Genomic DNA, 23,749 nt, shown 5'->3' with positions numbered 1-23,749 from the left:
GTGGGCACGCTCGACGCGGATGTGGGCACGCTCGACGGGCGGGTGTGGGCACGCTCGACGGGCGGGTGTGGGCACGCTCGACGTCCGCCGGCCCACTTCAGTCGTCGATGGACGAGCGCCAGCGCTCCATGCCGAGAAAGACCATCACCAGTTGGCGTTCGGTGCGTCCCACGATCTCCGATTCGGCACCGCGACCGCGATGTTCGCCGTCGAGCAGATCCGCGACCGCGGTGAGCATGATCGTCACGATCAGTTCGGCCGCGAGTTCGAGGTCGTCCGCACTCCAGGCGGCCAGGTCGGGCAGCCGGGAGAGGTCGATGGCGAGTTCCTTGGAGAACAGTCGCAACTCCGTATCGATGGCACGCCGGATCTCGGCCACGCCACCGTGCTGCTCGCGAACCAGAAACCGAAATGCCGGTTCGTTCTCGTGCACGTGCCGCAGCAGGATCGCCAGCGAACTCTGCGCGGTCGGGAGCGCTTGGCGGGCCGCCAGATCCCGGCGTCCCTCGCGCAGGGTGCGCCGCAGCACGCGCATGGAGTCCTCGACCAATGTGACGCCGAGGTCTTCCATCGACGCGAAATGCCGATAGAAGGCGGTGGGCACGATCCCGGCGCCGCGGGCCACCTCCCGCAGGCTGATGCTGGCGAAACTGCGGTCGGAAACCAGATCGAGCGTGGTGTCCAGCAGCGCCTGGCGGGTCCGGTTCTTGCGGTCGGCCCGGCTTTCCCCGTCGAGGTGGACCCTGCCCGGACGCGCGACATGCGACGAACTGGGTCGACGGGCTCGGGTCACCCGTCGATTCTACGGCCAGGCAGCCGTCGGGCAGGGGTGCACCCTGCCCGGATTGTGAGCGCCGTCACGAAACCGGTACTTGACGGGGTGACCGGAACGTGTGGCACACTTCTTGGTGTACATACGTACACCGAAAGTGACCCCGAACGGAGCCAGCCCATGGCGATCCGCCTTCCCGATCTCGTCGGTTCGATAGTGGAATCTGGGTTGTCACCCCATCCCGTCGACCGTTATCTCGAACTTCTCGATCCGATGTTGACGTGGCGCGAGCTGCGCGCCCGCGTGGTCTCGATCGACCACCCCACCTACCGCACCGTCCGTCTGACCCTTCGGCCCACCCGTCAGTGGCACGGCCATCTCGCGGGACAGTACATCCAGCTCAAGGTCGTCATCGACGGAGTGAAACACGTCCGCTGCTTCTCCCCGGCCAACGCCGCCGGGCCGTCGGGCGACGTGGAACTGACCATCACCGCACACGACGACGGATTCGTCTCCCGCCACCTGCGCGACCACGCCCGGGTGGGTGACGTGTACGGGTTGTCGGCGCCCGCGGGCGACTTCGTGTTGCCGTCGGATCTGCGGTCCTCGACCGTACTCGTCAGCGGCGGCAGCGGCATCACCCCGATCATGTCGATGCTGCGCACACTTGTATCGGAATTGCACACGAATCCGATCACGGTGGTGCACTACGCCCGCGGCGAGGACGACGTCGCCTACCGCACCGAACTGGCCGCACTGGCACGGGTGCACGACAACATCGACCTGCGCCTGCATTACACCCGCGATGCCGGAGACGATGCCGATGCCACGCACGGCCACTTCACGCCCGGTCATCTCGACGACATCGCCGGGATCGACTCCGCCGACATCTTCGTCTGCGGACCCCGCGACCTGATGGACGCGGTGACCGATCACGTCACCGCCGAACATCCCGGTGCACGCCTGCACACCGAATCGTTCCGCCCGGCCGCCCCGGCAGCCGTCGATCCGAACGAGCCGGTGTCGGGCGCCCTGACCTTCACCCGATCGGGCAGTTCCACGGCCAACGACGGCCGGACCATCCTCGAACAGGCCGAGGCCGCGGGGCTGCGTCCCGCGTCCGGCTGCCGGATGGGGATCTGCTTCTCCTGCACCGCCATCAAGAAATCCGGCTGCACCCGCAACGTGCTGACCGGCGACACCGACACCGAAGCCGACACGCAGATCCAGCTCTGTATCAACGCCCCTGTCGGCGACGTGGAAATCGAGGTATAGCCATGACTGTTTCCGAACTGCCTGTTTCCGAACTGACCGTTTCCGAACCGACCGGTTCCGAACTTCTCCCCGACGCTCCCCGCGACGACGCCCCCCGTCCCGACACCTCCCGAGCCGAGACCGCTGTGGCCCCACCTGCGCTGCGCGCCGCACCGCCGCACAACGTCGTCAATCTGAGCTACGAACAGGTCGAGGCGCTCGGCCGCGAACTCGATGAACTCCGGGCGCGGGTGGCCGCCGACCTGGGCGCCAAGGATCGCGAATACCTCTACTCGATCATCCGCGCACAGCGCGGCTTCGAGGTGGCCGGCCGCGCACTGTTGTTCGTCGGATGGTTCCCGCCCGCGTGGCTCGCCGGTGTCGGCGCCCTGGGCGTGTCGAAGATCCTCGACAACATGGAGATCGGCCACAACGTGATGCACGGCCAGTACGACTGGATGCGCGAGGACACCTACAACTCCCGCGAATTCGAGTGGGACACCGTGTGTCCGGCCGACCAGTGGCGACACAGCCACAACTACATGCACCACACCTTCACCAACATCATCGGCGAGGACCGCGACATCGGTTACGGCATTCTGCGCATGGCCCGCGACCAGCAGTGGAATCCCTACTACCTGGGCAATCTCGTGTACGCCACCGGACTGATGCTGTTGTTCGAGTGGGGCGTGATGCTGCATGACCTCGAGACCGAGAACATCATCGCCGGCAAGCGCAAGTGGACCGACGTCAAGGGCCTGGTGAAGGGGATGTGGCGCAAGGCCAGCCGCCAGGTGCTCAAGGACTACGTGGTGTTTCCTGCGTTGTCGGGACCCTTCTTCCTGCCGACGCTGCTGGGCAACGTGACCGCCAACCTGGTGCGTAACGTGTGGACGTACTCGATCATCTTCTGCGGCCACTTCCCCACCGGTGCACAGACTTTCGCGGCCGAGGACTGCCAGGACGAGACGCGCGGACAGTGGTACCTGCGGCAGATGCTCGGTTCGGCCAACATCACCGGCAGTCCCCTGTTCCACATCATGAGCGGCAACCTGTCGCATCAGATCGAACACCACCTGTTCCCCGACATCCCGGCGAGCCGCTACCCGCAGATGGCGGCCGAGGTGCGCGAGATCTGCGAACGCTACGGGTTGCCGTACAACACCGGTCCGCTGCACGCACAACTGCTGTCCACCTGGACGAAGATCGCGAAGCTCTCGCTGCCGAACTCCATGACCACCGACGACAATGATCTTGTCGTCAACATCGAACGGCGCAAACCTGCCGGAGTAGGCTGAAGCCATGGTCGACCGCATGGAACGCAACAAGGACCTCGTGCAGGAACTCGTCGAGTCCACCGCGACTCATGTCGGTCGGATCACCACGATCATCACCACCGCGGTGGCCGACATCGCACGCGAGATCGGCGACGCGATCACCGATGGTTTCGAGATGCGCGATGCCGCACGCAAGGCCAAAGCCGACGAGGCGCAACTGTCGGTGATCGACGCCGAACTCGAGGAGACCGACGCGGAGATCCTGGTGGAGGAACCGGCCCCCGAGGTACTCAACCTCGAGGGCGCCTTCGAGGCACCAGTGGTTCCCGACGACCTCGACGACGCGCCGCCCGCGGAGATCCTCAGCGGCGACGAGGCCGAATCCGCCACCCTCGCCGGAATGATGGAATCCCCGGACGTCCCCGATCCCGACGACTACTGACCCCCCACCGCATTCCCGAGCGCCGGGTTTCGCTCAGCGTGGGCACAACGTTTGGCCGAACGGAGCACGCCGCGTAGTTTCGTGCTGTTGTGAGCCACCGTGGTGGCTCGATCCCCCAGCAGGTATCTACAGGAGGCAGACGTGGCGACGCCGTCGCTGTTCACGTTTCCCAACCCCGTCAATGAGTACGCGGCACGCTCCACCGCCGGTCTTGTGGTGGCGCTGGCGGTCGTGACGATCATCGTCAACCACTGGGCGTTGTACGCGCTTCTCGCCGTCGGCTTCGGGCTCCGGGTGATGGCCGGCCCCCGGTTCTCTCCGTTCGGTCAGCTCTCGGTGCGGGTCATCGCCCCGAAGATCGTGCGCAAGAGCAAGCTGGTGCCCGGCCCGCCGAAGCGCTTCGCCCAGACCATCGGCCTGGTGGTCTCCACCACCGCGCTGGTGCTGAGTCTGCTGGGATTCGGCCTGGCCGCCCAGATCGTGGTCGGGGTGCTCATCGTGGCCGCAACCCTGGAATCGGTGTTCGGTTTCTGCCTGGGCTGCGTCATCTTCGGTTTCCTGCAGCGACACAACGTGATCCCCGAGGACGTGTGCGAGGCCTGCAACAACATCTCGCTGCGGCAGCCGGCCTGACACCCTCCCCTGTGTCGGGGGATTGCGGGTCAGTCCAGCAGGCCCAGCGCGATGCCGTCGAGAATGTCGTGCTCGCTCACCACGAGTTCGGTGATGCCCGCGCGGTCGGACAGCACCCGCGCGAGTTCGGTGGCGATGAGCGCGCCGCCACCGATCACGTCGACGCGACCCGGATGCATCGGCCCGAGTGCGGCGCGCTGTGCGCGTGGCATCGCCACCAGCCGTCGGCACACGTCGTCGAGATCGTCGAAGCCGATGCGGGACAGGTGAATCGCGTCGGAGTCGTACTCGTCCATGCCCGCGGCGACGGCAGCGAGCGTGGTCATCGTGCCCGCCACGCCCACCCAGGTGCGGGCCTGTTCCACCGGGACAGCGCTGAACGCGCCGGCCAACCGCTCGCGGATGAATGCCTGCGCGGCGGCGATCTCGTCGCTGGTGGGCGGATCGGAGTGCAGGCAGCGCTCGGTGGTTCGCACGCATCCCACGTCGGCCGAAAGCGCAGCGGTCACACGGTCGGCCGCGCCCTCGCCTGATCCGCCGAGCACCACCTCGGTGGAGCCGCCGCCGAGGTCGGTCACGACGAACGGCCCGGCCGACGGTTCGAGTTCGCCGACGGCTCCCCGGAACGAGAGCCTGGCCTCCTCGTCACCGCTGATCACCTCGGCCGACCCGCCGGGCACCGCACAGCCGAGCAACTCGGCGGCCATCGCGAAGAAGGCGTCACGATTGGTGGCGTCACGGGTGGCCGAGGTGGCCACCATCCGCACCCGCTCCACCTGCAGCGAGCGCATCACCTCGACGTAGTCGGCGAGCGCGATCCGGGTGCGGTCGATCGCCTCGTCGGCGAAGCGCCCGGTGGCGTCGACGCCCTGGCCAAGCCGCACGATCCGCATCTCGCGGTGCAGGTCGACGAGGGTTCCGGGTGGTTCGGCCGAGGCGACGAGCAGGCGGATGGAGTTGGTGCCGCAGTCCACGGCGGCCACCGTCGTCATCGGTCGTCCCCACCGAGATGCGGCCAGTCGGCCGGGATCGCGGTGCCGCGCAGCGGGCCCTCGGCGGCCAGCGCCACCGCCTCGTCGCCGAGCGGGTTGACCCCCGGCCCCTTGGCCAGCGAGTGGGCGATGAGCACATGCAGGCATTTGACCCGGTCGGGCATACCGCCTCCGGTGAAGTCGGTGCCCAGCGATCCGAGCGCGTTCCGCTCGGCCAGGTAGGACTCGTGGGCCCGCCGGTAACCGTCGGCCAGGTGCTCGTCGACACCGAGCCGGGCGGTCATCTCCTTCATCACGCCGGCAGATTCCAGCCGGGAGGCCTCGGCGGTGAGCCGCGGATCGGTCAGATAGTAGAGAGTGGGAAATGGAGTGCCGTCGGGCAGTCGGGGCATGGTCTTGACCACGGCGGGAACACCGTCGGGGGTGCGGTAACTCACTTCGACGACCCCGCGCGGTGTGCGGCCGAGCTGCGCGGTGACGGTCGCCAGATCCGCATCGGAGATGCCGGCACCGCTGCTGTCGGGGAGGGCGTCGTCGCTCGGTTCGGAGATGCTCACGCTCCCTTGGTACCAGGTGGTGCGAGCGGCTGCGGTCGCACGTTCGCCGGTCTTACGTGGTGCCCACCGGATTACTTGGTACCCACCGGCGTCGACAGCGTTTCCCAGAGATTGCCGTACCACGGATTGCTCGCGTGTTCGGCGGCGCGCTTGGCGGCCTCCTTGCGCTCCTCGTCGCCCGGGTAGAGCATCACCAGCGGCGTCTCACCCGGCTTGACGAACTGCAGCCGTTCGCGGGCCTTCGCCTCGATGTAGGCGGGATCGTTCTGTTCGTTGACCTTCTGCTGGTAATCGGCGACCTGCTGACGCAGCTGCTGATTCGATGCGGCGATCTGGGTGAACTCGGCGTGCTGGGCGAAATACGTGCGCAGCGGCATCGCGAGCGTCAGTGCCACCACGCTGAGCACCAACGCGAGGACCACGGCACGCCTGGTGTCGATCGCACGGACCCTGGTCGCCACCGGCCGGCGCCGGCCGGTGCGTGTGCGTCGCTCGCGCAAGGTGCGCCGCGATGCCGATGCCGAACGGCCGGTGCCCGACCCCTCGGCGTCGTCGGCGTCGGGATCGGCAAGAGACCCGGAATCGGAGTCGAGATCGGCTGCGGGATCGGTGTCGGGGTCGACGTCGTAGATCTCCTGCTCACCGGTCTCCACAACCGAGACCGGTGAGCGAGATTGCCCGGCACGCTCGCGTCGCGGGACCCGCCGCGCCTGCTCGGACGAGCGTGGATCGCGCGCCGAGCTCCGCCGCCGACCATCGCCCGCGCGAGAACGACGAGAGCCCTGTGCCATGGGCTCTAGCTAATCACGAACCAAACGAGAATCGCGGGAAGGCGAGGTCTCCCGCATAGCGTGCCGCGTCGCCGAGGCCCTCTTCGATCCGCAGCAGCTGGTTGTACTTGGCCACCCGCTCGCTGCGGGCCGGTGCGCCGGTCTTGATCTGACCGCAGGCACATGCCACCGCGAGGTCGGCGATGGTGGTGTCCTCGGTCTCACCCGACCGGTGGCTCATCATCGTCTTGTAGCTGTTGTTGTGCGCCAGGGCCACCGCGTCGAGGGTCTCGGTGAGCGTGCCGATCTGGTTCACCTTCACCAGCAGAGCGTTCGCGATGCCCTTGGAGATGCCCTCTTCGAGGCGTTCGGGGTTGGTCACGAACAGGTCGTCGCCGACGAGTTGCACCTTGTCGCCGATGGCCTCGGTGAGCTTGGCCCATCCGTCCCAGTCGTCCTCGGCGAGGCCGTCCTCGATCGAGACGATCGGGAAGTCGGCGATCAGCTTCTCGTAGAACGGGATCATCTCGTCGCTGCTGAGCTTCTTGCCCTCCAGCGTGTACACGCCGTCGCTGTAGAACTCGGTGGCCGCGGCGTCGAGCGCGATCACCACGTCCTTGCCGAAGTCGTAGCCCGCCTTGGCCACGGCCTCGCCGACCGCCGCGATGGCCGCATCGGTGTTGGGCAGGTCCGGCGCGAAGCCGCCCTCGTCACCGAGCGCGGTGTTCATGCCCTGCTTGGCGAGCACCGACTTCAGCGCGTGATACACCTCGGCGCCGCAGCGCAGGGCCTCCTTGAAGGTGGGTGCGCCGATCGGCGAGATCATGAACTCCTGGAAATCGATGCCGTTGTCGGCGTGCTCACCACCGTTGATGATGTTCAGGCAGGGCACCGGAAGGATGTGCGCGTTGGGTCCGCCGATGTAGCGGAACAGCGGCAGACCGGCCGATTCGGCGGCGCCCTTGGCCACCGCGAGGGACACACCGAGGATGGCGTTGGCGCCGATCCGGCTCTTGTCCGGCGTGCCGTCGCAGTCGATGAGGGCCTGATCGACGAGGCGCTGCTCCTCGGCCTCGATACCGATCACCGCAGGCGCGAGCTCGCTGAGCACACCCTCGACAGCCTTGGTGACGCCTTTGCCGCCGTAGCGTTCGCCGCCGTCGCGCAACTCCACGGCCTCGTGTTCGCCGGTCGACGCGCCGGACGGCACGGCTGCCCGCGTGAACGTGCCGTCATCCAGCACGACCTCGACCTCGACGGTCGGATTACCACGCGAGTCGAGAATCTCGCGTGCCCCAACCTGTTCGATGATTGCCACGGTTTCGCCCCTATCGGTCGACGTGTCGGCGGCACCTCGCCGCCGGGTACGGAAGAAAGCCTAGTCGGTGCGGGCGACGCACACCCGCCAAGTGCGTCCCCCATTCCGGCACATCGCCGCCCAACGGCCATCGCGGGTGAACGGGGTGCGTCGGGGAGGTCAATAGCGGACGTTGATCGAATACGCGTTGGCGTGATCGCGGACGTCGATCACGTAGGCCATCGAGTTGTTGTAGACGCGCACCGCCTTCTCCCATCCGCGCGGGGTGGTCATGTCGCCACCGGACGAGACACACAGATACCGTGCCGCCGACAACGCGGCGTCGTCGATGTTGTCCGGGTCGGCACGGCCGTCGCCGTTCGCATCCACGCCGTACCGCCGCCAGGTCTCCGGGATGAACTGGAACGGACCCATCGCACGGTCGTGGATGGCATCCCCGTCGAGGGCACCGTGGTCGGTGTCGGGGATCTCCAGGTTGCCGCGGGTGCCGTCGAGGGGCACGCCGCGGATCGGCGGCGACGTGTCGCCGTTGGGTGCGATCGTGGTGCCCCGGTGGGTGCCGTGTTTGCTCTCCACCGCCGCTATCCCGGCGAGCGTGGTCCAGGCGATCCCGCATTCGGGATGCTGTTGCCGCTGGATCTCGGCGGCATTGCCGTAGGCCTCCATCGCGATGAACGGAATGCCCGTCGACTCCGCGATGGGGCGTGCCCAGGCGTCGAAGAGGTCGGCGGTGCGCCCGGGCGCATTGATGTCGACGTAGGGCGTGGGCGCGCCGGCGCCGGGCGGGATGCCATCGGGAATGTCGGGGCGCTTGAGGGTGGGCAGATTCAGGCATGCCGAGCTGCTCACTGCGATGCAGGTGAGAGCGAAGAGTGAGGCCAGAGCCCGTCGAGCGTGAGTCATCGCCCACCATGGTGCCATTGGTCCCTTGGTGGTTTGGGATAGGGCAGCGTAGCCTTAATTCGTTTTCCGCCGAAATTAGGCGAGGCTGCGCAACCCATAGACCGGAGTCGAATGTTCGCCACCCTCATCATCGGCCTGCGGGAGGGGCTCGAGGCCGCACTGATCGTCGGGATCATCGCTGCCTTCCTCAAACGGCAGGGTCGCGCCGATGCGCTGCGGTGGATGTGGGTCGGCGTGGTGGTGGCGGTCACGATCTGTGTCGCGGTGGCGATCGGACTCGAACTGCTCTCGCGCGATCTTCCGCAACGCCAGCAGGAGGCGCTCGAAACCGTCATCGGCGTGATCGCCGTCGCGATGGTCACCTACATGATCGTCTGGATGCGTCAGCATGCCCGCGACCTCAAAGGCGATCTGGAGGCCGCCGCGTCGGACGCCATGAACGAGGGTTCGGCCATCGCCTTCGTGATGATGGCGTTCCTCGCGGTGCTCCGTGAGGGTCTGGAGACCTCGGTGTTCCTGGTGGCGGCGTTCAACGCCAGCCACAACGCGATCCCGTCGGCCGCCGGCGCGATCATCGGTATCGGTATCGCGGTGGCGCTCGGTTACGGGATCTATCGCGGTGGAGTGCACCTCAACCTGGCCCGCTTCTTCAAGGTCACCGGACTGCTGCTGGCGCTGGTGGCCGCCGGCCTGGTGATGACCGCGTTCCGCACCGCGCACGAGGCCGGGTGGGTCAACTTCGGACAACAGCAGGTGGTCGACCTCACCTGGCTGGTGCAACCCGGCTCCATCCAGTCCTCGCTGCTCACCGGAGTGCTGGGCATCCAGCCCAAGCCGGTGCTCATCGAGGTGCTCGGCTGGGCGATCTACCTGATCGTGGTCGGCGCGGTGGTCCTGTGGCCCGCGGGCAAGCCGTTCCCGCGGCGTGCGGTGGGTCTCGGCGCGGCCGCCACCTCGGCCGTTCTCGCGCTGAGCGCCGTCATCGTTTTCGCCACCGCCCCCGGCCAGGCGCAGGCACCGTCGAACACGGTGACCGCTGTTCCGGTCGGCACCGCCACCACCTCGGGCCTGCTCGCCGGCCGAACCCTCACCTCTCCGTCGCCGGTGGCGGTCACGCTGGAGTCCGCCGCGGGTGACACGGCGCAGGGCACGCTGACCAGCGGTACGGTGCGCACCGGGTTGCCCGCGCTGCAGAGCACCGGCACCGACAGCGTCGGCGGACTGAGCACCACCGGTTACGAGCAACTCGTCAGCCCCGACATCGATATCGCCGCCCTCGTGCCCGACGCACCCGTGCGCGTCTCCCCCGCCCAGATCGTCGCGGCCAACGACGGCAGGATGCCGGTCGGCCTCAATCCGCAGACCTTCGGGTCCTCGGCGCCGGTCATCTACTCGGTCACCGCAACAGTCGGTGTGGACGCCGAGCGCACCTTCGGTGCCCCCGTGGCCGCGCGCGTGCACTACGTGGTGACCGCGACGGTGACACCCGAGCGCGGCTCGGCGGTGGTACTGGGCAAGGTGGCCCAGTTCGACGCCGAGCAGGCCGCCGACGCCGACACCGTCGCCGCCATCGGGCGGGCCTCCGACCAGCGCACGGCTCATCACACGCGCGGCGTCGTCGCACCGGTGGCGTTGCTCGTCGCCGCCGTGGTGCTGGGTGTGATCGCAGCACTCGCGCTCGGCGTCGGCCGGCGGCGCACCCCGCCACCCAGAGTTTCACCATCAGCGACGTCGGATGACGCCGCTCGCACAAAGGAGAGAACCCAATGAGGGCTGGACCACTCGTCGCGGCCGGCGTCGCCACGCTGACCATCGCCGGACTCGCCGGTTGTTCGAATGGCTCAGACGATTCGTCATCCTCCAGTGAAGCGAAAACCGTCAAGGTCGAGATGACCAACGACGGGTGCAAGGTCACCCCCGACAAGGTGGCCGCCGGACCCATCACCTTCGAGATCAGCAACACCAACGCCGCCGCCGTCAGCGAGGTGGAACTCCTCCAGGACGGTAAGATCCTCGCCGAACGCGAGAACATCGCGCCGGGCATGGCCGCCACCTCGTTCTCGCACAAACTCGATGGCGGCACCTATCAGCTGTACTGCCCGGGCGCGACCAACGAGAAGACCACCTTCACCGTCACCGGCAAGGCGGCGCAGGCGTCGGGCACCGTCGCCGACCAACTCAAGGCGGCCGCCAACGAGTACAAGCAGTACGTCATCACCCAGGTCAACAGCCTCAACGACGCGACGAATCAGCTCGTCACCGCGGTCAAGGCGGGCGATGTCGCCGCCGCCAAGGAGGCGTACGTGCGGGCCCGCCCCTACTACGAACGGATCGAACCGATCGCCGGCGCGTTCTGCGCCAACGGTGCCGCGGACTGCTCGAACAACAACGCGGTCAACCTCGACGTCGCGATCGATGCCCGACCCGACGCGCTGGGCCCCGGCGACACCTGGGAGGGCTTCCACGTCATCGAGAAGCAACTGTGGGTCGACAACAACCTCGACGGCATGGTGCCGGTGGCAGAAACGCTGCAGCGCAACGTCTCCGACCTCAAGAGACTGGTCAACGAACCGAGCTTCGAGGTGAAACCCGCCGACATCATCAACGGTGCCGGCGATCTGCTCGACGAGGTGTCCACCTCCAAACTCACCGGCGAGGAAGAGGCGTACTCGCACATCGACTTCGTCGACATGCAGGCCAACATCGAGGGCAGCCAGCAGGCGTTCGAGATCGTCAAGCCCGCCCTCACCCAGATCGATCCGCAACTGGCCACGACGATCCAGCAGGCCTTCGACAAGGTGAACTCGCTGGTCGATTCGTTCCGGGACCCCAACGCGCCCGGCGGATTCAAGCCGTTCGACCAGGTGTCCGAGCAGCAGCGCCGCGAGATGGCCGCAGCCATCATCGCCGTCAAGGACCCGCTGGCCCAGGCCGGCGGAAAGATCGCCGCGGCAAGCTGATCCGCGCACGGCAACAACGAGATCGAGAGAGTCACCCAGCCCGATGAGCACCACCGACACGCCGGACACCGCACCCGACCAGCCGCCCAAGCGGGGAGTCAACCGCAGAAGATTCCTCACCGGGGCGGGGATCGCGGGCGCGGGGCTGGCGGTCGGTGGTGCCGCCGGCGCCGGGATCACCGCGGCAGTCACGGCCGACAATTCCGACGGCGGCGACGAGGCGGTGCCGTTCTACGGTGAACACCAGGCGGGAATCATCACCCGGCAACAGAATTCGCTGGTGTTCGCGACCTTCGATCTCAAGGACGGGGTGACCGTCGAGGCGGTGGAGGTGATGCTGGCCCGCTGGGCCGCCGCGGCCAGCCTGCTGACACAGGGCAAACCCGTCGGACCGGTCGAGTCCCGGCCCGGATCACCGCCGGCCGACACCGGTGAGGCGTTCGACCTCGGTCCGCATCGACTCACCGTGACGGTCGGGTTCGGGCCGACGTTCTTCGACGAGCGTCTCGGCCTGGCGGGCAAGATGCCCGCCGCCCTGAAACCGTTGGGACAGTTGGCGGTCGACACCACCATCGACCCGGCGATCAGCGGTGGGGACATCTGCGTGCAGGCCTGCTCGGAGGATCCGCAGGTCGCCTTTCACGCGGTGCGCAACCTCGCGCGGATCGGCCGCAGCGCCGTCACTATGCGGTGGCTACAAGAGGGATTCGGACGCGCCTCGGCCACCTCGACCACCCAGGTGACCCCGCGAAACCTGATGGGATTCAAGGACGGCACCGCGAACATCAAGGCCGAGGATCCCCCCGTCGCGCAGCAGTGGGTGTGGGTCGGCGACGAAACCGACCAGCCGTGGATGAAGGGCGGCAGCTACCTCGTCACCCGCAAGATCCGCATGCACATCGAGGCGTGGGATTCCGACGACATCACCGATCAGGAACTGATCTTCGGACGCGCCAAGGACTCCGGCGCCCCCCTGTCGGGCGGCGGCGAGTTCTCCACCATCGACTTCCACAAGAAACTGGGCGACGGCAAGTTCGCGGTGGATCGCTTCTCCCACGTGCGGCTGGCACATCCCGACAACAACGGCGGGGCGCAACTGCTGCGCCGCGGTTACAACTACACCGATGGAATCGACACCCGCACAGGCACTCTCGCGGCAGGGCTGTTCTTCATGGCGTACCAGAAGAACGCCCACGAGCAGTTTGTGCGCATCCAGAACAACCTCGCGCAGGACGGGCTGAACGAGTACATCTCCCCCATCTCCAGTTCCTTGTTCGCCGTCCCGCCGGGGTTGTCGAAGATCGGTGACTGGTACGGCAAGAAGATGTTCGGATACCAGGACTGAGCAGACCCGTGGCCGGCGAGGATTCAGCCTACTCGGCGTGGTGAGTACCCGAATCGGGTTGGTCGAGGATGCCGCGGGCGACGAGTTCGGCGACGATCCTGCCGGCGAGTTCCTCGATGTCGGCGCCGGTGGTGTCGAAACGCAGATCCGGGGCGTCGGGCTTCTCGTATGGCGCGTCGATCCCGGTGAGTCCCTTGAGTTCGCCGCGGCGGGCGCGTTCGTAGAGGCCTTTGGGATCGCGGCGTTCACACTCGGTGACCGGTGTGGACACGTGCACCTCGATGAACTCGAGGTCGGCGGCCTGATGGAGTTCACGCGCGATGTCGCGGTCGGACCGTAACGGCGAGACCATCGAGGCGATCGCGATCACCCCGGCGTCGGCGAACAGACGTGCCAGATGCCCCACCCGACGGATGTTCTCGGCCCGATCGCCCGGCGAGAACCCCAGGTCGTCGGAGATGCCGTGACGGATGTTGTCCCCGTCGAGCAGGTACGCCACCCGGGCGCGGTTCACCAGTTCGCGCTCCAGTGCCACGGCGACCGTGGACTTGCCCGACGCGGGCAACCCGGTGAGCCACACGGTGGCACCGCGCTGACCGGTCTTGGTCCACCGCTCGTGGCGGCTGAGCGCACTCGGATGCCACTTGATGTCGTTGCGAGTCGCCTTGCCCGGAATCACCTCTCGCGGTTCGAGAATGGTGCCCGCGCCGACGGTGTCGTTGGACGCCTCGTCGATCAGGATGAATGCGCCGGTGCTGCGATTGGACACATATGGGTCGGCCACCACCACCGAGGAGGTGCGCAGCGTGACGGTGCCGATGTCGTTGAGTCCCAACTCCGATGGACCCACCTGCTCGAGCAGCGATTCCGGATCGAGGCGGCGTTCGAGTGATTGCACCGTCGCCCGGACGGTCGAGGCGCCCTGTTTGAGGGCCACCCGGTCGCCGGCATGCAGTGGCGTCTCCGACATCCAGCACACCGTCGCCGACAGTTCTCGCGCGAGGACGGGCAGGTGCGCGTCGTCGGCGCCACTGACGAACACGTCGCCGCGGCCCACGTCGATGTCGTCGGCGAGCTGCACCGACACCGACAGCGGCGCCACCGCGACATCCCGGTCGGGGTCGAGGGTGTCGAGCGCGGTGACCGTACTCCGCGACCCCGACGGCAACACCACCACCGGGTCGCCGACCCGCAGCGTGCCCGCCGCAACCCTGCCGGTGTAGTTACGTTTGCCATCCGGACCAGGCCGCGACACCCACTGCACCGGCAGGCGCAGTTCGCGAGTGACCGGATTCGGTGCGTGCAGTTCGATGCCCTCGAGATACTCCAGCAGTGTCGGGCCGGTGTACCACGGCGTGTTGGCCGAGCGATGGACCACGTTGTCGCCGAGTTTGGCGGCCACCGGGATCGCGGTGATCTCGTCGGCGCCGACGTTGACCGCGAGCTCGGCGAGGTCGGCCTGAAGTTCGGCGAACCGTTCGGCGGAGAAGTCCACCAGGTCGATCTTGTTCACCGCGGCGACGATGTGCGGCACGCCGACCAGGGTGGCGATCCGCGCATGCCGCCGGGTCTGCCGCAGCAGTCCCTTGCGGGCGTCCACCAGCAGCACCGCCACGTGCGCATTGGACGCCCCGGTGAACGTGTTGCGCGTGTACCGCTCGTGACCGGGGGTGTCGGCCAGCACGTAGTTGCGTGTGTCGCTGGAGAAGAACCGATAGGCCACGTCGATGGTGATGCCCTGTTCGCGTTCGGCCCGCAGCCCGTCGGAGAGCGCGGCCAGATCGACGTCGCCCTCCTCGGAGGTCACCCCGGCGAGATGATCGGTGGGCAGCGAACCCGTGTCGTGCAGGATGCGCCCGATCAGGGTCGACTTGCCGTCGTCCACACTGCCCGCGGTGGCCATCCGCAGGATCTGCCGCTGTGCTCGGGCACCCGCGACATCGGTGCCGGAGGTGTCGGATGTGGCGGTCGCGGTCATCAGAAGTAGCCCTCTCGTTTCCGGTCCTCCATCGCCGCCGACGACGTTCGGTCGTCGGCGCGGGTCTCGCCACGTTCGGAGACGGTGGCCGCGCTGATCTCGTCGATGATCTCGGGGATGGTGGTGGCCCGCGAGCGCACCGCGCCGGTGATGGTGAGATCCCCGACGGTGCGATAACGGACCCATTCGGTGTGCACGTCGTCGGCCGAATCCGGTTGCGAATACGGCGACACCGTCAGCAGGATGCCGTCGCGGTCGAACACCTCACGTTGCGCCGCATAGTAGATCGACGGCAGTTCGAGGTTCTCCAGTTCGATGTAACGCCAGATGTCGACCTCGGTCCAGTTCGACAGCGGGAACACCCGCACCGACTCGCCCCGGCGGATACGACCGTTGTACAGCGACCAGGGCTCGGGCCGCTGGGCCCGCGGGTCCCACTGCCCGAACTCGTCGCGGAAACTGAACACGCGTTCCTTGGCGCGCGCACGATCCTCGTCGCGGCGTGCCCCACCGAAAGCGGCGTCGAATCCGCCCGCCTCCAACGCATCGAGAAGCACGCGGGTCTGCAGGCGATTGCGTGACCCCGACGGATCGGTGGATTCGGCGATGCGTCCCGCGGCGATCGCGTCGGGCACCGACGCGACGATGAGTTTGATGCCGTCGGGATTGTCGTCGGTCGGCGCAACACGGCGGTCACGGAACTCGATCACCTCGTCGAAGTTGTGGCCGGTGTCCACGTGCATCACCGGGAATGGCAACGGCGAGGGCCGAAACGCCTTTTCCGCGAGTCGGAGCAGCACGATGGAGTCCTTGCCGCCGGAGAACAGCAGGACGGGCCGTTCGAGTTCGGCGGCCACCTCACGAATGATGTGGACCGACTCCGCCTCCAGCGCACGCAGGGCGGTGACGCGATCGGCGGTGTTCGCCCGGTCGGGGGCGGTGAGTTCTGTGGTCATTGCGGATATCCGTTCCGGGTGGCGTCCTCACGGTATCGCTGCGCCCATTGCTTGGACCGCGAATTCGACTGGGGTTTGGTGGGTGGCGTGGGGGCGAGCGCGGGATCTTGTCCCAGCGCGCTCAACACGCGGGCGGTGGTACCTGTCGGATCCTTGACCAGCTGTCCGAATTCGACGTCGATCGGGCTGATGTCCTCGGCCTCGAACCAGGCTCGCCAGTGGCGCTCCTCGTCGAGGAGAATCGTGGCGAGATGCGCGATCCCGCGGGCGTTGTACACGGCGCGGTCGTGCGTGCCGTGCCCGCCGCCGTCGCGCCAGATCCGGGTCTGCACCGCGCGCCACATCGAGACCGCTTGTCCCACAACATCTTCACGATAGACATGCACGAACAACGGATCGTCGCCGAGGATCTCGCGGATCGCGGTACGCAGCGAACCGGACCCCACCCGCGTGCGGGCGATGAGCAGCGGCGTCTGATTCCACATCAGCTTGCCGCCCCACACCCCGTTGGCGCCGCGTCCGGCTGCCAGGACGTCCGAGCGCCACCGGCGAAAGTCGCGATCGTCCGGCCGGCCGGGGTCGATGTCGTCGAGCAGGTCGAGAATCTCCGGGTCGTCGACGCCGGCGAACCATTCCCTGGGCTGCGGCGACAGCGACGACGACGTGAAGTACTGGAAGAACTCCTCCGGTGTTCCCGCTACTCCGGTGGCCGCGAGGGACTCCACGAGCAGCGTGCTTCCGCTGCGCTGACTTGCGCACACGAGGTAATTGTCGACTGGCGGCACCGGGTCAGTCTAACGAGCCGAAAACGGCGCGCAACCTGGTATTTTAGACGCAACGACGGGGTAAACCTTTACAACGGCGCACCGATGTGATTCGCGTGGGGGCTCAGAGTCGCGCGCGGGTGCGGGCCTCGATCTCACGGGCCGATTCGCGTGCCTCGTCGTCGATGTCGCCGCCCTGCAGTTCGCCGGACAGCTCGCGCGAGACGCCGAGCGGGCGCCGCGACGGCAGCGCCTCCTCATCAGGCTCGATGCCTTCGGCGCGCTGGTGGAAGCGGTGCATGAACTCTTCGGCCACCGCGGTCCCCGCCGCTTCGTCGGGCAGCGAGTCCCCGGTGACCGCACGCCACTGCGCGAGGCGTTTCGCGAGTTCGGCGCGCACCGCGGCGTAGGCGGGATCGTCGGCCAGATTGTTCTGCTCTGTCGGATCGTGACGAAGGTCGTACAGTTCCACCGCGGCGCGCGGGATGCGCATCTCCTCGGGGTCGATCGAGCGTGCCGACGAACTGTCGGCGATGTCGAGCGGCAACAGCAGGGCGGGCCGGTGCGCATAGTTCTCGATGTAGCTGTGCCTCTTGGTGCGAACGGCCCGGATGGGGTCGTAGGCATCGTGATAGGTCTTCTCGGTGAAGACCTCCGCACGCGCCGGGTTCTGGGCGTCGCGGGTGAGTTCGACCGCATGTGAGATGCCGTCGATGCCGGCCGGTGCGGGTACCCCCAACAGGTCGAGAACCGTCGGTGCGAGATCCACGCCGGAGAACAGGTCGTCGTAGACGCGGGGCGCGATCTCGCGGGCGGTCGGGGGCCGCACGATCAGCGCAACACCGGTGCCCTCGGCGTACAACGTCGATTTGGCGCGCGGGAACGCGAGTCCGTGGTCGGTGACGAAGACGATCCAGGTGGTGCGCTCGAGTCCCAGCGACGCCACGGTGTCGAGCAGGCGACCGACCGCCGCGTCGGCCTTGGTGATGCTGCCGTGGAGGCCGGCGAGGTCGTCACGGACGTCGCTGGTGTCGGGGAGGAACTCCGGAACGTCGATGCTGCGCGTGTCCGCGGGGGTGTACTCGTCGGCCGGGTAGGGCCGGTGCGTCTCGAAGAATCCGGCGGTGAGGAAGAACGGCCGGGTCTCGCCGCGATCGGCATATCGGCGCAGCCACCGCTGCGACTCGGCGACCACGTAGTCGCAGCGCGAATCGGAGACGTCGACGGTGTCGAAACCGAGGGTCTCCGGGTCGGCACTCTCGTGCTGCATGCCGAACAGCACGGTCCGGTAGCCCGCGTCGGCGAGCACCGACGGCAGGGTGCGGACGCCGTCGCGGTATTCGAATCCGTGGTGGGCGAGGCCGACGAGTCCGTTGCGGTGCGGATACTGCCCGGTGAACAGCGATCCACGCGCCGGCGAGCACAGTGGCGCGGTGGAGTGGGCGTCGGTGAACCGGATACCGGCGGCGGCCAGGGCGTCCATGTGCGGGCTCTCCACGCCGTCGGCGCCGTAACACGCGAGGTGACGCCCCAGGTCGTGCCAGTGCACCAGGATCACGTTCTCGGGGGCGGGGACGGAATCGCCGGAGCGGGCGGGCGCGTCGTCGAAAGCCATCTTTCCATGATGCACCCGCCGTTTACCCACGTCGCGGAGGGTGCCCCGGGGCGTCACCGACACCCCGGAGCCTCACGGACACGCAGACGGTTGCAGCCGGGTCGGTGGGACCTCAGCCCTCGTCGAGGACCGCGCTCCACGCATCGGGCGAGTCGAGCACGACGCCCCCGTCCTTCGCGCGCTGTTCGGCCGACCGCACGTGCGCCATCAGGCGCAGCGTGCGTTCACGGGCGGCCACCTCCACGCTGTCGTCGCCCGGCGTCACGGTCACGGTGATCACGGCCGGGTCGATGGTCTCCACCGGGTAGCCTGCCGCGGTCAGGCGTTCGAGAACCTTCTGCGTCAGGGCGAGTGCCGGTGCGGTGGTCGCGATGCCGTCGAGCACCGAGCCGCGCTGCTTCTCGGCGGCCTTGCGGTCCTCCCATTCCCGGATCTGGGTCTCGAGGTCGCTGTGGGCTCCGGACAGCACGCCGGGCGTACGCCGGCGCACCTTCTCGGTGAAACTGCGTGCCACGGCGTCGATGTCGAAGGGCGCGCGCGGGTCGTCGGCACCGATACTCGCGTGAAAGAGCACCTGCAGCAACAGATCGCCGAGTTCTTCGCGCAGATTCACCGGATCGTCGGCGTCGATCGCGTCGAGCAGTTCGTAGACCTCCTCGAGCAGATACCGGCGCAGCGACGCATGGGTCTGGGTTGATTCCCACGGACCGTTGCGCCGCAGGGTGTTCATCAACGCCACCGCATCGAGGAGATCCTCGCCGGCGACGCGGGGCACCGCGAACACGGTGTCGCCGTCCGTAATCCGCGCCCGCACCAACGGATGTTCGGGGTCGGTGCCCACCAGTGTGCGCGACGGATCCGACTCGGGCGTCGCCGCCTCGAAGTGGTCGAGCGCCCACAGCACCGAGGTGGGCACGTCCTCGGTCACCAGCACGACGCCGGACAGCACCTCGCGAGCCGCGAGTGGGATCACCTCGGGCCGTTGCGCGTCGAGCAGCACCACCGTCATGCCGCGCCCGCCTGCGGGTCGGGTTTGAGTGCCTTGAGGAAGGTGGTGAGGTAGTCGATCAGTTCGTCGTCGCGCAACCGTGCCGAACCCACCCCGCCGGTACGCGGAATGGGCAGTGTGACAACCGATGTCGTCGCGCGGTAGCCGGCGGCGGAATAGAGGCGTTTGAGGCGCACCTGTTCACTGTCGAGCAGGTGCAGCGGCGAGATCTTGACTCCGGTGCCCACCGATCCCACTTCGGTGACGCCCCGTTCCCGGCAACGCAGCCGCAGCTTCGCGATGGCGGCCAGCCGACGCGTTTCCTCGGGCGGGTCGCCGTAGCGGTCGGTCAGCTCGGCCAGCACACCGTCGACGGCGTCGTCGTCGGTGGCCGAGGCGAGTTTGCGGTAGGCCTCCAGTCGCAGCCGGTCGGAGTCGACGTATTCGACGGGGATGTGCGCGTCGACGGGCAGGTCGATGCGCACCTCGGCGGGCTCGGTGGACGACACCGGCTGTCCGTCGGCCGCCGCACGGTAGGCCTCCACCGCCTCGCCCACCAGCCGCACATAGAGGTCGAATCCCACCCCTGCCACGTGACCGGACTGCTCGGCGCCGAGCACATTGCCCGCACCACGCAGCTCAAGATCCTTGAGCGCCACCGCCATTCCGGCGCCGAGCTCGTTGTTCTGGGCGATGGTGGCCAGCCGGTCGTAGGCGGTCTCGGTGAGCGGCTTCTCGCCGCTGTAGAGCAGATAGGCGTAGCCGCGTTCGCGGCTGCGGCCGACGCGCCCGCGAAGCTGATGCAGTTGGGACAGGCCGAGGTTCTCGGCGCGGTCGACGATGAGGGTGTTGGCGTTGGAGATGTCGAGTCCGGTCTCGATGATGGTGGTGCACACCAGCACGTCGTATTCGCGGTTCCAGAACCCCGACACGGTGCGTTCGAGCTGGTCCTCATTCATCTGTCCGTGCGCCACCACCACTTTGGCCTCGGGCACCATGGCGGCGATGTCGCGGGCGGTCTTGTCGATCGTCGACACACGGTTGTGCACGTAGAACACCTGCCCGTCGCGCAGCAGTTCACGCCGGATCGCCGCGGCCACCTGCTTGGGTGCGTACGCGCCGACATAGGTCAGCACCGGGTGGCGTTCCTCGGGTGGGGTGAGGATGGTGGACATCTCGCGGATGCCCGCCATCGACATCTCCAGCGTCCGTGGGATGGGGGTGGCCGACATGGTCAGCACGTCGACGTGGGTGCGCAGCGATTTGATGTGTTCCTTGTGTTCCACCCCGAATCGCTGTTCCTCGTCGACGATCACCAGGCCAAGATCCTTCCAGGTGATGCCGGTCTGCAGCAGGCGGTGGGTGCCGATCACCACGTCCACCTCGCCGGCGGCCATCGCGTCGATGATCTTGCGCGACTCCTTGGCGTCGGTGAACCGAGACAGGCCGGCGATCCGCACCGGGAAACCGGCCATCCGCTCGGTGAAGGTCTGCAGATGCTGTTGCGCCAGAATGGTTGTCGGTACGAGCACGGCCACCTGCTTGCCGTCCTGGACGGCTTTGAAGGCGGCGCGCACCGCGATCTCGGTCTTGCCGTACCCCACGTCGCCGACGATCACCCGGTCCATCGGGACGGGCTTTTCCATGTCGTCCTTCACCTCGCCGATCACGGTGAGCTGGTCGACGGTCTCGGTGAAGTCGAAGGCGTCCTCCATCTCCCGCTGCCACGGGGTGTCCGGACTGTAGGCGTAGCCGGGCGCCGCGTGCCGGGCGGCGTAGAGCTGCACGAGTTCTCCGGCGATCTCACGAACCGCCTTGCGCGCCTTGCGTTTGGTGTTCTGCCAATCCGACCCGCCCAGTTTCGACAGCGACGGCTGTTCACCGCCGACGTAGCGGGAGAGCTGATCGAGGGCGTCCATGGGCACGTAGAGCCGGTCGCCGGGCTGGCCGCGTTTGGACGCCGCGTACTCGAGGACCAGGTATTCGCGTCGCGCCCCCGACACCGTGCGTTCGATCATCTCGACGAACTTGCCGATGCCGTGCTGGTCGTGCACCACCAGGTCGCCGGCGGTGAGCGCGAGCGGATCCACCTGGTTGCGGCGCTTGGCCGGCAACCGGCGGCCATCGCGCGCTCCCGCGATCCGGGTGCCGGTGAGGTCGGTTTCCGTGACCACCACCAGACCCGCTGCGGGACAGACGATTCCGTGGCGCAGTGCACCACCGAGGATGGAGACCACACCCGGCGCGGGCCGCGCTCCGGGTTCGACGACGTGGTGCGGCACCTCGGCGTCGGCGAGTCGCTCACCGACGCGTTGCGCGGTGCCCTTGCCCGCCACCACGATCGCGGCGGGGTTGCCCGCGCTCACGTGGGCGCGCAGCGAGGCGAACACCGCGGCGATCTCGCCCTCGTCGCCGCGTGGCGTGGGTCCGGCGCTCACGTCGAGCGAGAGTTCGTCGCCCGACCCCGATTCCAGCGGACTCATCGTCCACCATGAGCGGCCTGCGGCCAGTGTGGCCGCCTCCACATCATCGAGTGACCGGTAGGCGCTGGCCTGAAGGTCGATGGCGCTGCCGGTCGGGGCGCCACCGCGCGCGTCGACCGGGGCGGATGCGCCCATCGCGGCGGCGTTCCACGACGCCTCGAGGAACTCGGCACCGGTCGCGGCGAGGTCGGCGGCGCGGGTGCGGACCTTCTCCGGGTCGAGCACCAGCACGCGGGTGCCGTCGGGCACCACCTCGGTGAGCAGTTGCATCTCGCCGTCGATCAGGGCGGGGATGAGCGCCTCCATCCCGGCGACGGGAATGCCTTCGGCGAGCTTGGTGAGCATCTCGGCCAGCGCGGGTTCGCCGGCGTGCACCTCGGCCAGCGCGCTCGCCCGGTCCCGCACCGCGGGGGTGAGGATCAGTTCGCGGCAGGGGTGGATGAGCACGGTCGAGGCGTCCACTTCGGGCTGACTGCGCTGGTCGGCCACGGAGAAGGCCCGCATCTCGGTGATCTCGTCACCCCAGAACTCCACTCGCACGGGGTAGTCGGCGGTGTTGGGGAACACGTCCAGGATGCCGCCGCGGACCGCGAACTCGCCTCGGCGGCCCACCATGTCGACCCGCTCGTAGGCCATCTCCACCAGGTCGGCGAGCAGCGTGTCGAAGTCGATCTCGATGCCCTCCCGCAGGGCGATGGTCCGGATGTGGCCGAGGCCCGGGGCCATCGGCTGCACCAGCGAGCGGACGGTGGTGACCACCACGCGCAGCGGGGTGTCGCCCGGTTCGGCCAGGCGGTGCAGCACCGCCAGTCGCTGCCCCACCACCTCGGCGCTCGGCGAGAGTCGTTCGTGCGGCAGCGTCTCCCAGGAGGGGAACTGCGCCACCGAGTCGGCCCCGACCGAATCGCCACCGATGAGCTCGCGGAGTTCGCCGGTGAGGTCGTCGGCTTCGCGGCCGTTGGCCGACACGACGAGCAGTGGGGTGTCGACGGCCTGGCTCAGGCAGGTCACCGCGAACGGGCGCGCCGCATCGGGTGCGGTGATGTCGCGACGCGTGGTGCCGGTGTCGTCAGCGGCAGCGGTTGCCAGAGCGGTGAATGCGGAATCGGTACAGGTCAGCGCGGCGAGCCCGGAGAGAGCGGCAGGTGACGTCGACACCCGAGCAATTGTAGGTGCCCGGCCGTAGGGTGACGCCATGGCCACCTCCGCGCCCCCGTCGGGCGACGTCCTCGTTCGTGAGGCCACCGCCGCGGACTGCCCGGCCGTCGCCGAGATCTACCGGCACTACGTGGACAACACCGTGGCGACCTTCGCCTACGTCGCCCCGGGCGTCGAGGCCTGGGAGCGCAAACTCGACGGGATCGTGTCGGCGGGCCGCCCCTTTCTCGTCGCGCTCGATTCCGCCGACGCCACGGTGACCGGTTTCGCCTACCTCGGCCCGTTCCGCACGTTCGACGGCCCGTCGGCCTACGACCGCACCGTTGAGGACACGATCTATCTGCGTCCGGGCACCGGCGGCCGGGGCATCGGGTCGGCGTTGATGGCCGCACTCATCGCCGCCGTCGACCCGGCCACCGTGCGACGCATCGTCGCGGTGATCGCCGCGACCGGCGGCGAGGCCTCGGTGGCGCTGCATGAGAAGTTCGGTTTCACCATTGTCGGACGGACCCCGCACATCGGCTTCAAACATGACCAGTGGATCGACACCATCTACCTGCAGCGCGACATCGACGAACCGTAAC

Annotated in this window: 20 protein-coding genes; 8 read left to right on the top strand and 12 right to left on the bottom strand. The window is 68.0% G+C overall.

What is annotated here, in order from left to right; all coding sequences use genetic code 11:
* Positions 1-97: 97 nt before the first annotated feature.
* On the bottom strand, positions 98-793 hold the full coding sequence (locus ACWDSI_RS01940; RefSeq protein ID WP_449748558.1) for a TetR family transcriptional regulator: 696 nt from the start codon (positions 791-793) through the stop codon (positions 98-100).
* 159 nt (positions 794-952) lie between these two features.
* Between ACWDSI_RS01940 and ACWDSI_RS01935 the strand changes: the two genes are divergently transcribed.
* The 4 genes from ACWDSI_RS01935 to ACWDSI_RS01920 all read left to right on the top strand — a co-directional run bounded on the left by ACWDSI_RS01935 (position 953) and on the right by ACWDSI_RS01920 (position 4,378).
* Entirely contained in the window at positions 953-2,047 is a 1,095-nt protein-coding gene (locus ACWDSI_RS01935; protein WP_449748559.1) for a ferredoxin reductase, read from the top strand.
* A gap of 2 nt (positions 2,048-2,049) precedes the next feature.
* A complete protein-coding gene (locus tag ACWDSI_RS01930; RefSeq protein WP_449755493.1) occupies positions 2,050-3,324 on the top strand; it encodes a fatty acid desaturase family protein in 1,275 nt (424 codons plus the stop codon).
* Positions 3,325-3,328: 4 nt separating this feature from the next.
* The gene (locus tag ACWDSI_RS01925; RefSeq protein WP_449755492.1) at positions 3,329-3,745 is read left to right on the top strand and encodes a hypothetical protein; all 417 of its coding nucleotides are present in this window, start codon (positions 3,329-3,331) and stop codon (positions 3,743-3,745) included.
* A 141-nt stretch (positions 3,746-3,886) separates the two neighbouring features.
* Positions 3,887-4,378 (top strand): DUF4395 domain-containing protein, encoded by a 492-nt coding sequence (locus ACWDSI_RS01920; RefSeq protein WP_449748562.1) that lies wholly within the window; start codon positions 3,887-3,889, stop codon positions 4,376-4,378.
* 29 nt (positions 4,379-4,407) lie between these two features.
* Here the strand turns inward: ACWDSI_RS01920 and ACWDSI_RS01915 are convergent, their stop codons facing one another.
* The 5 genes from ACWDSI_RS01915 to ACWDSI_RS01895 all read right to left on the bottom strand — a co-directional run bounded on the left by ACWDSI_RS01915 (position 4,408) and on the right by ACWDSI_RS01895 (position 8,918).
* Positions 4,408-5,370, bottom strand: a complete 963-nt coding sequence (locus ACWDSI_RS01915) for a Ppx/GppA phosphatase family protein (RefSeq protein WP_449755491.1) — start codon at positions 5,368-5,370, stop codon at positions 4,408-4,410.
* Positions 5,367-5,927: a DUF501 domain-containing protein gene (locus ACWDSI_RS01910; RefSeq protein WP_449755490.1), complete on the bottom strand. Its 561-nt coding sequence runs from the start codon at positions 5,925-5,927 to the stop codon at positions 5,367-5,369. The genes ACWDSI_RS01915 and ACWDSI_RS01910 overlap by 4 nt, the downstream gene beginning before the upstream one ends.
* A gap of 71 nt (positions 5,928-5,998) precedes the next feature.
* Entirely contained in the window at positions 5,999-6,718 is a 720-nt protein-coding gene (locus ACWDSI_RS01905; protein ID WP_449755489.1) for a septum formation initiator family protein, read from the bottom strand.
* A 13-nt stretch (positions 6,719-6,731) separates the two neighbouring features.
* Entirely contained in the window at positions 6,732-8,015 is a 1,284-nt protein-coding gene (eno, locus tag ACWDSI_RS01900) for a phosphopyruvate hydratase (protein WP_449755488.1), read from the bottom strand.
* Between the two features lie 159 nt (positions 8,016-8,174).
* Positions 8,175-8,918, bottom strand: coding sequence for a lytic transglycosylase domain-containing protein (locus ACWDSI_RS01895; protein ID WP_449755487.1), 744 nt, complete (start codon positions 8,916-8,918; stop codon positions 8,175-8,177).
* Between the two features lie 111 nt (positions 8,919-9,029).
* Here ACWDSI_RS01895 and efeU point away from each other — a divergent pair, with 111 nt between their 5' ends.
* The 3 genes from efeU to efeB are packed head-to-tail and all read left to right on the top strand — an operon-like array spanning position 9,030 to position 13,223.
* Entirely contained in the window at positions 9,030-10,688 is a 1,659-nt protein-coding gene (gene efeU / locus ACWDSI_RS01890; RefSeq protein ID WP_449755486.1) for an iron uptake transporter permease EfeU, read from the top strand.
* Positions 10,685-11,878 carry an iron uptake system protein EfeO gene (gene efeO, locus ACWDSI_RS01885; protein WP_449748569.1) on the top strand — a complete coding sequence of 398 codons (1,194 nt, stop codon included), beginning with the start codon at positions 10,685-10,687 and terminating at the stop codon, positions 11,876-11,878. Before efeU ends, efeO begins: the two co-directional genes overlap by 4 nt.
* 43 nt (positions 11,879-11,921) lie before the next feature.
* On the top strand, positions 11,922-13,223 hold the full coding sequence (gene efeB / locus ACWDSI_RS01880) for an iron uptake transporter deferrochelatase/peroxidase subunit (protein ID WP_449755485.1): 1,302 nt from the start codon (positions 11,922-11,924) through the stop codon (positions 13,221-13,223).
* 28 nt (positions 13,224-13,251) lie between these two features.
* Here efeB and cysC read toward each other — a convergent pair whose 3' ends face one another.
* From cysC to mfd, 6 genes are all read right to left on the bottom strand, one after another.
* On the bottom strand, positions 13,252-15,201 hold the full coding sequence (gene cysC, locus ACWDSI_RS01875) for an adenylyl-sulfate kinase (RefSeq protein WP_449755484.1): 1,950 nt from the start codon (positions 15,199-15,201) through the stop codon (positions 13,252-13,254).
* Entirely contained in the window at positions 15,201-16,157 is a 957-nt protein-coding gene (gene cysD, locus ACWDSI_RS01870; protein ID WP_449755483.1) for a sulfate adenylyltransferase subunit CysD, read from the bottom strand. The genes cysC and cysD overlap by 1 nt, the downstream gene beginning before the upstream one ends.
* A complete protein-coding gene (gene stf0 / locus ACWDSI_RS01865; RefSeq protein ID WP_449748573.1) occupies positions 16,154-16,942 on the bottom strand; it encodes a trehalose 2-sulfotransferase in 789 nt (262 codons plus the stop codon). Before stf0 ends, cysD begins: the two co-directional genes overlap by 4 nt.
* Positions 16,943-17,045: 103 nt before the next feature.
* Positions 17,046-18,536 (bottom strand): sulfatase family protein, encoded by a 1,491-nt coding sequence (locus ACWDSI_RS01860; protein WP_449748574.1) that lies wholly within the window; start codon positions 18,534-18,536, stop codon positions 17,046-17,048.
* Between the two features lie 112 nt (positions 18,537-18,648).
* Positions 18,649-19,545, bottom strand: a complete 897-nt coding sequence (locus ACWDSI_RS01855; protein WP_449748575.1) for a MazG family protein — start codon at positions 19,543-19,545, stop codon at positions 18,649-18,651.
* A complete protein-coding gene (mfd, locus tag ACWDSI_RS01850) occupies positions 19,542-23,204 on the bottom strand; it encodes a transcription-repair coupling factor (protein ID WP_449748576.1) in 3,663 nt (1,220 codons plus the stop codon). The genes ACWDSI_RS01855 and mfd overlap by 4 nt, the downstream gene beginning before the upstream one ends.
* On the opposite strand from mfd, the gene ACWDSI_RS01845 reads away from it, so the two are divergent.
* Positions 23,203-23,748 carry an N-acetyltransferase family protein gene (locus ACWDSI_RS01845; RefSeq protein ID WP_449748577.1) on the top strand — a complete coding sequence of 182 codons (546 nt, stop codon included), beginning with the start codon at positions 23,203-23,205 and terminating at the stop codon, positions 23,746-23,748. The two genes, mfd and ACWDSI_RS01845, sit on opposite strands and share 2 nt — an antisense overlap.
* Position 23,749 lies beyond the last annotated feature (1 nt).

The sequence above is a fragment of the Gordonia sp. NPDC003429 genome (genome assembly GCF_053588575.1).
Note: the sequence above shows the minus strand (reverse complement) of the source record. Positions and strands in the feature narration are given on the sequence as shown.